Below are 10,416 nucleotides of genomic sequence, written 5' to 3'. Positions count from 1 at the left end.
AAGTGGTGCAGCCAGACCAGGAAGGAGAGGACACAGATGGTCATCGTCGCGGCGACCATCGAGCGATAGCCGAACAGCGGCTTGCCGGAGAAGGTCGCCATCACCTCCGAGAATACTCCGAACGCCGGCAGGATCAGGATGTAGACCTCGGGGTGCCCCCACACCCAGAACAGGTTGGAGTACAGCATCTGGTTGCCTTGGCCTTCGAGCGTGAAGAAGTGAAAGCCGAGGTAGCGATCGAGCGCCAGCATTGCGAGTGTCGCGGTCAGGACCGGAAAAGCCGCCACAATGAGCAGGTTGGCGGCAAGCGCGGTCCAGCAGAAGACGGGCATACGCATATAGCTCATCCCCGGTGCCCGCAGTTTGAGGATGGTCGTGACGAAATTTATTCCCGCCAGGAGAGTGCCGATACCGGAGATTTGCAGCGACCAGAGATAGTAGTCGACGCCGACGCCGGGCGAGTATTGCAATTCGCTCAGTGGCGGATACCCCCACCAGCCGGCCTTTGAGAACTCGCCGACCGCCAGCGAAACGTTGACCAACAACGCGCCCGAGGCGGTCAGCCAGAAGCTGACGGAATTGAGCGTGGGGAATGCGACGTCCCGAACACCGAGTTGCAGCGGCACTGCAAAGTTCATGAGCCCGACCACGAACGGCATTGCCATGAACAAGATCATGATCGTGCCGTGTGCCGAGAATATCTGATTGAAATGCTCGGGCGGCAGATAACCTTGGGCACCGCCGGCCGCGATCGCCTGCTGCGCACGGATCATAATCGCATCACTGAAGCCACGCAGCATCATGACGAGCGCCAGTATACAATACATGGCGCCTATCCGCTTGTGGTCGACCGAGGTGAGCCACTCGCGCCATAGATAGGGCCAAGCTCCCTTCGCCGTGACGAATCCGAGAACAACCAGCACGATCAGGATCATGAAGCCCGTTGCACCCATGATGATCGGCTCATGGAGGGGAATCGCACTCCAATCGAGCTTACCAAGGAGATTCATCGCTCTGCCCTCTGCGAGGTTGAACAAACTGTTAGAGAAGAGTCCTGAGTACCCATGCCGGCGTTTACGATGCTGCCGAACAGATCGGGGGCGACGCCACGATAGGTGAACGGCGCGACCGCTTTGCTCGGCTTGACCAGGTCGGCGTAAGCCTGCTTATCGAGCACCGAGCCTGTTTCGCGGACTTGGCGAACCCATTGCGCAAATCCGCCGTCTGTTACTGCATCGACCGTGAAGCGCATGTCGGGAAAGCCGTCGCCGCTGAACATGGCGGAGATCCCGGGATAGGTCCCGAGATGGTCCGCCTGCAGGTGAAGGCGGGTCGCCATTCCGGACATGGTGTAGATCTGGCTTCCGAGTTGAGGCACGAAGAAGCTGTTCATGACGCTCGATGAGGTCAATTCGAAGCTGACCGGCGTGCCAACCGGCACGACCAGCTTGTTGACGCTCGCGATCCCCTCGTCCGGATAGATGAAGAGCCATTTCCAGTCGAGCGAGACGACCTGGACGTTGACGGGCTTGACCGTCGAGCTAATCGGCTTGCCCGGATCGAGATCGTGTGCGCCGATCCATGCGACGCCGCCGACCAGGAGCACCGTCATTGCGGGGATGGACCAGACCAGCAACTCAAGACGTCCGGAATATGTGAAATCCGGCCGATAGCGCGCGCGCTCGTTCGATGCACGAAACCAGAAAGCGAAGCCAAGTGTGGCGAGGATCACCGGGATCACGATCGCCAGCATGATACCGAGGGCGTTGAACAGGATCTGCCGCTCCGCGAGCGCGACGGGCCCTTTCGGATCAAGCACGCCGTCGCAGCCGCCGAGGGTCGCGGCACCGATCAGGACGACAGCAAGTAAACCATAGCGCATGTCAGGCCTCGCTGAAGTTGACGATGCCATTCTGCGACCAGCGCATGAATGACGACGGTTCGGCTCGATGGTCGATCAGGAGAGCCGCGAACAGCACGAACAAATGGGCGATGGAGAACACAAACAGTCGTTGAGCGGCGCGGCGATCAGTCTCGACACTTCGGTTCAGCCGACCTGCGAGCAGAAGGAAAATCGCACCGCAGATCGCGGCGATCGCGCCATACACTGTGCCTGCAAATCCGATCGCCCAGGGCAGCTCCGAGGCGAGAGCCAGCAAGCCGCTGTAGATCAGGATCTGCCGCGTTGTCGCAGCGCGTCCCGCGACAACCGGCAGCATCGGCACGCCTGCACGCGCGTAGTCATCGGTGCGGTTGAGCGCCAGGGCCCAGAAATGCGGCGGCGTCCACAAGAAGATGATGAGGAAGAGCGCCAGCGGCTCCAACCCGATGTGTCCGGTTGCCGAGGCCCACCCGACCACCGGCGGAAGCGCACCTGCGGCGCCGCCGATGACGATGTTCTGCGGCGTCGTCCGCTTCAGCCACGCCGTGTACACGACGACATAAAAGAGGATGGTGCCAGCCAGCAATGCGGCTGCCGTAAGGTTCGTCGCCAGGGCGAGAACCATCACAGCAAGACCGCCAAGAACGAGTCCAAGGACAAGCGCCTCGAAGCGGGAGACCTTGCCGACGGGAATCGGCCGCGCGGCGGTGCGGCTCATGACCGCATCGATATCGGCGTCGTACCACATGTTGAGGACGCCGGCGGCTCCAGCCCCGGCGGCGATGGCGAGAACGGCGGCAAGCGTGGCCGGCAGATCAGGTCGAGCCGGGGCGATGCTCATTCCGACGAGCGCGGTGAAGACGGCAAGACTCATGACACGCGGTTTTGTAAGTGCGACGAAATCAGACGCGCTCCATTGACCGGCCATCGAGCGGGCGGAATGAGATGTTGGCGCGAAGCGAGACCGCCTTTCCCAAAGCGAGCCGGCAATGGATTTGACGTTCATTTCGCTGCTCCGGATCAATCAGGATGGGCGCTGTCGTGTTCAGCTTGAACAGCGGTCATAGCGCCCCACCGAATATGCATCGTCACATTCGGCCGAGATTGAACGCGGCTGCTCGATTGGGGCCAATCATGCTCAAATTCGCCAGCCCGATCGGTTTGCACGCGACGAAGCTCGCGAGCGCAGATTCAGGATCATTCAAGCACATTTGAACAAGCGTTCCGCGCAAGGCATTCCTAGATCTGACTGTTGTTGGACCCCGCCATGGCGCGCCGCTTCCGATTTGAATGGTGACGAGGTCGGTTGCGGCGCTCCGAAATGCGGCTTTGCTGATGGAGGACTAATCAATGAAGATCTCTTGGCTCTGGGGGATTGCGGTCACCTGCACGATCGCATCAGTGTCGCTGGCACACGCGCATTCGGCTTATGATGGCTCCTGGGATCTCGCCTTCGTGACGCAAAGGGGTGCATGCGATCCCAGCTATAACTTCACCGTCAATATTGCCGACGGAGTCGTCACTCATCCCAATCTGGTGAAATTCCGGGGATACGTCGCGAAATCGGGCTCGGTTCGCGCCTCGGTAACGGTTCACGACAAGTTCGCGTCCGGTACGGGCAGACTCACTGGGGCCACCGGCCGCGGAAGATGGAGCGGCTATGCGGGAACCGAGAGATGCTCGGGCTACTGGACCGCGCAGCACAATTGACCGGCTTGAAAAGGGAAACACTGTGTCCTGACGCGCTATCGCGCGAAGCGGCATTGGAGGCGATCGCACTGGCAGCGACGCTCCTGTTTTCTCACGGGCAGACCACAGAGCGGACGGTGACCGCTGCCGGGCGCCTTGGGCACGCGCTCGGCGTGGCCGTGACTGTCCTGCCATATTGGGGAGAACTCATCGTCAAGGTCGATGACGCGCCCGTCTCGCAGATCGTCCCTGCCAAGCCGCTCGGCATCGACATGGGCAGGGTACTGGCCGTCATGACGGTGATCGATCAGATCTGCGACGGAACGTTGCCGACCGGGGCTGCTCAATCTGCACTTGGGTCGGCAGGCCGGCTGCCGCCGGCCTCCACGCCACGCTTTGCGTTGTTCGCAGCGATCGGCGCGGCTTCGCTTGGCGTCATTTTCGGTCTCCTCAATCCCACGAGCCTGGTGCTGATCGCGGCGAGCGCAGCCATCGGCGCTCTCGTCCGCCGCTGGCTGTCCGGATTCATCAGCAATCCACTGGTCGAACCGCTTTGCGCGGCGTTCATTGCGGGCACCACGGCCAGTGCCGCCGGCCATTTCCAGCCGTCGGATGCAGTCACGCTGATTGGTTTCTGTCCCTGCATGGTGCTGGTTCCTGGTCCGCATATCCTCAACGGAGCCATTGACCTCGCTCGCACCCGCGTCGCGCTCGGAATTGCACGCCTGACCTATGCCGGCCTCATTGTGCTCCTGATCTGCGCCGGTGGCCTGTTCGGATTCGCGGCGGGCGGCGCAAAGCTCGCGATGGCCGCATCACCTCCTCCCGTGCCATTCCTCATCGACGTGATCGCAGCAGGATGCGCCGTCGCCTCCTTCGGCACGTTCTTCTCAATGCCATGGCGCTTGCTGGCGTTCCCGATCGCGGTTGGTATGGTCGCACATGCTGCACGCTGGGCGCTGATCTCCAACGCGGGAGCCAGCGCTCCGACCGGCGCGTTGGTCGCCTGCATGCTCGTCGGCACCCTCACGACGCCGGCCGTCGATCGCCTGCATCTGCCTTTCGCAGCTGTCGCATTTTCCGCTGTTGTCTCGTTGATGCCGGGCTTCTTCCTGTTCAATACCGCGATCGGCCTCGTGGAATTGGTTTCGATCGGATCGAGCACGCCGCCAGCTTTGCTGACCGGTATCGCCACGAGCGGCGTCACGGCATTTCTGATCATCATGGCCATGGCCTTCGGACTGATCCTCCCGCGCATGCTGTTCGAGCGCGCACCACCCTCCCCTGCATGAGGAGGCACGGCCGTTCAATGCGCCGCAGCGCCGTCCAAGAACAGCAGGAAGACCCGCTGTATCGGTTCTCATACGCTGCTGGCCCTCGAGACCGTCGGTACATCCATGACTACAGTCCTGACCAAATCGTTCGCGCAAGAAAAGCCACCTGTTGCGAGAACCGTCGCGGGCAGAAAACGCGTCTTGATCGTCGGTGGTGGCTTTGCCGGCATCGCGGCGGCACGGGCACTGAAACGAAGCGATGTCGACATCACGCTTATCGACCGGCGCAATCACCATATCTTTCAGCCACTCCTGTATCAGGTCGCAACCGCTGTTTTGGCGCCATCCGAGATCGCGGCACCGATCCGGCAGCTCGAGGCAAACCAGAAAAACCTCAACGTCTTGCTGGCTGAGGTCAAGGGCATCAACCTGGGGGCTCGCACGATCGAGGCCATCTGCCCGAGGATCGGCAGTCGAAAGCTCTCGTACGATTTCCTGGTGATCGCAACCGGAATGCATCCGAGCTATTTTGGTCATGACGAGTTCGTCCAATTCGCACCGGGCCTCAAGAGCCTCAACGACGCGGAGACGATCCGGACTAAGCTCCTGAGCGCATTCGAACTGGCGGAATCGACCGATGACGAGCAGGAGCGCGCGCGCCAAATGACCTTCGTTTTGGTGGGCGCCGGCCCGACCGGCGTCGAGCTCGCCGCTTCGATCGCCCAACTGGTCTCGGTGACCCTGCGCAACAATTTCCGCAGGATCGATCCGGCCAAGAGCCGCATCGTTCTGCTCGACGGCGGCACGCGTATTCTGCCGACCTTTGCGGAATCGCTGGCGCGAAAGGCGGCCAAACGACTGACGAAACTCGGCGTCGAGGTGTCGACGGGCGTGAAAGTCGAAAAGGTCGACGATCAGGGCGTGATCGCGGCCGGCGTACGCATTCCCAGCGCCACCGTGCTTTGGACGGCCGGGGTCAGCGCCTCGCCGGTCGTGAAAATGCTGGGAACGCAAACGGACCGCGCCGGACGCGCTTGCGTTGGCGCCTTCATGGACATTCCCGAGGCGCCCAACGTGTTTGTGGCAGGCGACGCGGCCGCGATGACCCAGGATGGTCGCCCCGTCCCAGGCGTGGCCCAGGCAGCCATTCAACAGGGACGATTTGTCGGGCAGGTCATCGCCAACCGTGTCAGGGGACGCAAGGATGGCCGACAGTTCCGATACCGCAACAAGGGCAATATGGCGGTGGTCGGCAAGAATTTCGCGATCCTCGAGGCTGGTCATTTGCACAGCAGTGGCTTTTTGACCTGGCTGGTGTGGGCCGCGCTGCATGTGCTCGCGCTGCCGCAGCTCCAGAACCGGTTCCGTGTTCAGACCCAATGGCTCTGGTCGTATCTGTCGGGGCAGCGCAGCTCACGGTTGATTTCCGAAGGGCCACGGTCCTCGTCCGAGTAGTGATCAGACCCGGTAATCACTGTTTTCCGGCAATTGGCTGAGGACTGCACCTGTGGACGCCTCCATCATCTCCGCGCTCGCCGCCCTCACCGGGGCGGCCGTCGGCGGCTTGACGAGCGGAATTGCAAATTGGCGGAGCCAACGAAGCCAGGTCCGCGCCCAGTGGATTCTCCACGAGGAGACCCGCCGGCAGACGCTTTACAGGGAATTCATCGAGGACGCCGCCAAGTGCTACATCGATGCGCTTCAGCATGACAAGGCGGACATTCCAAACCTGGTCAGTCTTTATGCCAAGTTGAGCGCGATGCGGGCGGTGTCGTCAAAGCAGGTGGTTCATCAAGCCGAAGACGTCGCCCGAAAGATCCTCGATACCTATCTGGAGCCGGACAAGAGCTTCGTCGAACTACGCGAAATGGCTATTGATGGCACGATCGATCTATTGCTTGGCTTCAGTCATGCGTGCCGCGGCGAATTCGAAGGGATGCGGCCAATACATTTCTGACCGCCCCCCTACGATTTCAGCTCGCCCTTGCCGCAAGTCCCGGATTCGCTAATCCCGCGATCGGACCGCCTCGATCCAATTAGCGAACGCCTGCATGAACCCCTGGAGGAATTTGCCGGTGCCCTCGCTGGCGATGTTGCGCTGCTCATCGAAGAGCTTGTCGATACGGCCGACATAGGCCTCGGGCTGCTGCATGGTCGGCACGTTCAAGAACACCAGCGATTGCCTGAGATGATGATTGGCGCCGAAGCCTCCGATCGCACCCGGCGAGCCGCTGACGATCGCGCCCGGCTTGCGGTCCCAGACGCTGCTTCCATACGGCCTGGAGCCGACATCCAACGCATTCTTGAGAGCGGCCGGCACCGAGCGGTTATATTCGGGCGTGACGAACAGCACAGCGTCGGTGCCCTTCACGCGCTGCCGGAATGCGGTCCATGACGCCGGCGGATCGATGTCGACATCCTCGTTGTAGAGAGGCAGTTGCCCGATCTCGATGATCTCGAGCTTGAGCGACGATGGCGCGAGCGAGATCAACGCATTCGCCAGCGTCCGGTTAAACGACGCCTTGCGCAGGCTTCCAACCAGCACACACACGTTCATCGGCTTGTCCATGGTCATGCGCTCGCCTGAGATTTGACAGTCCTGGCGAAGTCAGGCTTGCGCTTCTCCATGAAAGCCGTGAACGCCTCTTTTGCATCTTCGGAACGGACTTGCGCGCTGAACTCTTCGTTCTCGGCCTTCATTGCGGCCTTCAGCTGTTCGCGAAATGGCGCCTTCATGAGCCTCTTGCTGGCTTGCAGCGCTGCGGCCGGCTTCGCAGCCAATTTCCGAGCCGTCTCTGTCGCCCTCGCCCGGAGATCCGTATCGGATACGACTTCGGTCACCAGACCCAATTCCGCGGCGCGCCTGGCATCAAAGGGAGTTCCCAACATGATCAGCTCCGCCGCACGGAGATGGCCGATCCGCGCCGGCACGGAGCAGCTCGATCCGAATTCCGGCACGACGGCAAGATTGATGAAGGGCATCTGGAATTTCGCGCTCTCGCCCGCGTAGATGAAATCGCAGTGCGTCAGCATGGTGGTGCCGCCACCGATCGCCGCGCCATGGACGGCCGCGACCAGCGGTTTGTCGAAGTTGACCAACGCGTTCATCAGACGCGCCTGGGGCGATTCGCCTGGCCCCGGCGGATTCTTGAGAAAGTCCTCGATATCGTTGCCCGCGCAGAACGAATCGCCCGCGCCATGCCAGAGGACGACTCGCGTGTTGTCGTCATTCGCCGCCTCGTTGAAGAGACCCGCGAGTGCCACGTACATGGTCGACGTCATGGCGTTCCGCTTGGTTGGGCGATTCAGTTGGATACGCAGGACGCTTCCAGCGTGCTCAGTAACAATCTCATCCATTCGTCCGCATCCTAGTTCCGTTGGCGAATTTCGCTGCAAATCCAGCTTCGGGAGCGGCTCCCGCCACTCCCGACAGTGTCATCGCGCTAAGCAGCGTGCTCCTTTGCCTTCGGAACGGCACCGCTCGCATGCAGACCATCGATTTCGGCCGCGCTGAATCCCAGCTGCCGAAGAACCTCGTCGTTGTGCTCTCCGATCTTCGGGGCGCGCTTCGCGGACACCTTGGCGACACCATGCACCTGAAGCGGGCTCGAGATCGTGGACGTCAGCTTGCCGCCGGCACCTTCGAGCGGAACGATGATGTCGTTTGCCCGGAGCTGGGGGTCGTTGATCACCTCCTGCGGCCCGCGTACCGCTCCGAACGTGACGTGAACGCCGTTGAACACCTCGTACCAATGTGACATCGGCTCGGAACAGAAGGTCTGGTCGAGAATCGCCGTGAGCTCCGCCATGTTCGCCATCAGCTTGGCCGGGTCGGAGAACCGCGGATCAGTCAGGAGATCGGGCCGGCCGATCGCCTTCGCCACGGCCTCCATCTTGTCGGGTGTGATGATGAGAACGAACCAGGTATCGTCCTTGGCGCGATACACGTTCATGGCCGCATTTGCGGGGTGCATACGATCATGCAGCCCGAAGAATTTCGCATCGCACAGCGCCGCCTGGATCGAGACGCTGGCGGACCACACACCCTCGGCGAGCAGCGAGGTCGTAACATGCGCCCCCTCGCCCGTGCGCTCGCGACGATACAGCGCCGTGACGATCGCAGAATAGAGCCCGACGGCGGTCGCATTGTCGCCGCTGCCGGCCACGGGCCAAGTCGGCGGTGCACCGGCATCGCGGGTCATCGACAGCAGCCCACTACGTGCCCAGTATGACGTAATGTCAAAACCGGGAAGATTCGCATCCGGTCCCTTGTCGCCGAAGCCCGAGATGTCGGCGTAGATCAGCCGCGGATTCCACGCTGCCACATCTTCATATTCGAGCTTCAGTTTCTTGCGCGCCGGATGCGGCGTGTTGACGATGAGGACGTCAGCCCATTTGACGAGTTTCTCGAGAACCTGATGGGCGCTCGGGGATTTCAGATCGAGCGCCATGCCGCGCTTGTTGCGATTGGCCAGATGCCAGGGATAGGCATCGTCAGCGACCGGCTGCGGCGGGAGATGGTTTGCATGCCGCCACAGCTCGCCGCTCGGCGGCTCGACCTTGATCACGTCGGCGCCGAAATCGGACAAGATCACGGCCGCGCTGGGGCCCGCGATGAAGCTCGCGAGATCCACCACCTTCAGTCCGGAGAAAATGCTGTCGTTTGCCATGGGTGTCCTTTCCAGATCCTCGTAGGAGGGCTGCCTTGTTTCAACGCCCGCGAAACTGCGGCGCACGTTTCTCGAGGAAGGCGGCGGTGCCTTCCTTCTTGTCTTCGGTGGCGGCGCAAATGCCGAAGAAGGAAGCCTCCAGCACGAGGCCTTCGCTTTGGCTGGTCTCCATCCCCTTGTTGGCGGCATCGAGCGAGAATTTCACGGCGATCGGCGCGTTGGCCATGATCTGCTTCAGGACCGTCTCGGCGCGATCTATCAGGCCGGCCGCAGGAACGACTTCGTTGACGAGGCCGATGCGATAGGCTTCCTGCGCGGAAATCGTCTCGCCCGTGAGGATCAGCTGCAACGCACGCCCCTTTCCCACCAGGCGCGGCAGGCGTTGCGTGCCGCCCCCGCCGGGCAAAAGGCCCAGCTTGACCTCCGGCTGACCGAATTTGGCGTGTTCCGCCGCGATCCTGATGGTGCAGGCCATCGCGGTCTCGCAGCCGCCGCCGAGCGCAAAGCCGTTGATCGCCGCGATCACCGGCTTGCCGAGATTTTCGATGAGGTCAAGCACACTCTGCCCGAACCGGCTGGACTCCTCGGCGTCGTACGCGTCGACATGTGCGAGTTCACTGATATCGGCGCCGGCGATGAACGCTTTGTCGCCCGCCCCGGTGAGGATGACGCCGCGCACGGACGCGTCCGCTTTTGCGTCCTCGAATGCGGCGTGCAGATCAGTCCAGGTCGGCGTATTGAGCGCGTTGAGCACCTTCGGCCGATTGACCGTGACGTAGGCGACCGGGCCCTTTTTCTCGTACTGGACGTTCGCAAGCGCCAGCGCCGCTCTGGGTGCGGAGCCTGGTGCTGTCGCAGGTGAAGGGGTGAACGGTGCAGTTCCCGAAACCATGATGATGTC

At 61.8% G+C, this 10,416-nt stretch carries 11 protein-coding genes; 4 read left to right on the top strand and 7 right to left on the bottom strand.

Annotated features, from left to right (window positions below; genetic code table 11):
* The 3 genes from FXB38_RS32210 to FXB38_RS32200 all read right to left on the bottom strand — a co-directional run.
* Positions 1–1,010: cbb3-type cytochrome c oxidase subunit I (locus FXB38_RS32210; protein ID WP_187435291.1), on the bottom strand; the 1,010-nt coding region annotated here is incomplete at its 3' end.
* Positions 1,007–1,882 (bottom strand): ubiquinol oxidase subunit II, encoded by an 876-nt coding sequence (gene cyoA / locus FXB38_RS32205; protein ID WP_148754983.1) that lies wholly within the window; start codon positions 1,880–1,882, stop codon positions 1,007–1,009. The genes cyoA and FXB38_RS32210, both read right to left, overlap by 4 nt.
* A 1-nt stretch (position 1,883) precedes the next feature.
* Positions 1,884–2,810 (bottom strand): heme o synthase, encoded by a 927-nt coding sequence (locus FXB38_RS32200; RefSeq protein WP_148754994.1) that lies wholly within the window; start codon positions 2,808–2,810, stop codon positions 1,884–1,886.
* A 422-nt stretch (positions 2,811–3,232) separates the two neighbouring features.
* Between FXB38_RS32200 and FXB38_RS32195 the strand changes: the two genes are divergently transcribed.
* From FXB38_RS32195 to FXB38_RS32180, 4 genes are all read left to right on the top strand, one after another.
* Positions 3,233–3,592 carry a hypothetical protein gene (locus FXB38_RS32195; RefSeq protein ID WP_246230292.1) on the top strand — a complete coding sequence of 120 codons (360 nt, stop codon included), beginning with the start codon at positions 3,233–3,235 and terminating at the stop codon, positions 3,590–3,592.
* On the top strand, positions 3,532–4,863 hold the full coding sequence (locus FXB38_RS32190) for a threonine/serine exporter family protein (protein WP_148754982.1): 1,332 nt from the start codon (positions 3,532–3,534) through the stop codon (positions 4,861–4,863). The genes FXB38_RS32195 and FXB38_RS32190 overlap by 61 nt, the downstream gene beginning before the upstream one ends.
* A 105-nt stretch (positions 4,864–4,968) precedes the next feature.
* Complete coding sequence (locus tag FXB38_RS32185) at positions 4,969–6,300, top strand: NAD(P)/FAD-dependent oxidoreductase (protein ID WP_148754981.1); 1,332 nt, start codon at positions 4,969–4,971, stop codon at positions 6,298–6,300.
* Between the two features lie 52 nt (positions 6,301–6,352).
* The gene (locus FXB38_RS32180) at positions 6,353–6,802 is read left to right on the top strand and encodes a hypothetical protein (RefSeq protein ID WP_210250971.1); all 450 of its coding nucleotides are present in this window, start codon (positions 6,353–6,355) and stop codon (positions 6,800–6,802) included.
* Between the two features lie 48 nt (positions 6,803–6,850).
* Here FXB38_RS32180 and FXB38_RS32175 read toward each other — a convergent pair whose 3' ends face one another.
* The 4 genes from FXB38_RS32175 to FXB38_RS32160 are packed head-to-tail and all read right to left on the bottom strand — an operon-like array spanning position 6,851 to position 10,407.
* Positions 6,851–7,414, bottom strand: a complete 564-nt coding sequence (locus FXB38_RS32175) for an NADPH-dependent FMN reductase (protein ID WP_148754992.1) — start codon at positions 7,412–7,414, stop codon at positions 6,851–6,853.
* Positions 7,415–7,416: 2 nt separating this feature from the next.
* Positions 7,417–8,241, bottom strand: a complete 825-nt coding sequence (locus FXB38_RS32170; RefSeq protein ID WP_246230288.1) for an enoyl-CoA hydratase — start codon at positions 8,239–8,241, stop codon at positions 7,417–7,419.
* A gap of 47 nt (positions 8,242–8,288) precedes the next feature.
* Positions 8,289–9,515, bottom strand: a complete 1,227-nt coding sequence (locus FXB38_RS32165; protein WP_148754979.1) for a CaiB/BaiF CoA transferase family protein — start codon at positions 9,513–9,515, stop codon at positions 8,289–8,291.
* Positions 9,516–9,555: 40 nt separating this feature from the next.
* Entirely contained in the window at positions 9,556–10,407 is an 852-nt protein-coding gene (locus tag FXB38_RS32160; protein WP_148754978.1) for an enoyl-CoA hydratase-related protein, read from the bottom strand.
* Between the last annotated feature and the right edge of the window lie 9 nt (positions 10,408–10,416).

This window comes from Bradyrhizobium cytisi (genome assembly GCF_008123515.1).
In the GTDB taxonomy this organism is placed as follows: domain Bacteria; phylum Pseudomonadota; class Alphaproteobacteria; order Rhizobiales; family Xanthobacteraceae; genus Bradyrhizobium; species Bradyrhizobium cytisi.
This window is presented reverse-complemented; position numbering and strand designations above follow the sequence as displayed.

Coding starts and splice junctions, on each gene's coding strand:
- cyoA (WP_148754983.1), bottom strand. CDS start 1,882: ATGCGCTATGGTTTACTTGCTGTCGTCCTGATCGGTGCCGCGACCCTC.
- FXB38_RS32200 (WP_148754994.1), bottom strand. CDS start 2,810: ATGGCCGGTCAATGGAGCGCGTCTGATTTCGTCGCACTTACAAAACCG.
- FXB38_RS32195 (WP_246230292.1), top strand. CDS start 3,233: ATGAAGATCTCTTGGCTCTGGGGGATTGCGGTCACCTGCACGATCGCA.
- FXB38_RS32190 (WP_148754982.1), top strand. CDS start 3,532: ATGGAGCGGCTATGCGGGAACCGAGAGATGCTCGGGCTACTGGACCGC.
- FXB38_RS32185 (WP_148754981.1), top strand. CDS start 4,969: ATGACTACAGTCCTGACCAAATCGTTCGCGCAAGAAAAGCCACCTGTT.
- FXB38_RS32175 (WP_148754992.1), bottom strand. CDS start 7,414: ATGGACAAGCCGATGAACGTGTGTGTGCTGGTTGGAAGCCTGCGCAAG.
- FXB38_RS32165 (WP_148754979.1), bottom strand. CDS start 9,515: ATGGCAAACGACAGCATTTTCTCCGGACTGAAGGTGGTGGATCTCGCG.
- FXB38_RS32160 (WP_148754978.1), bottom strand. CDS start 10,407: ATGGTTTCGGGAACTGCACCGTTCACCCCTTCACCTGCGACAGCACCA.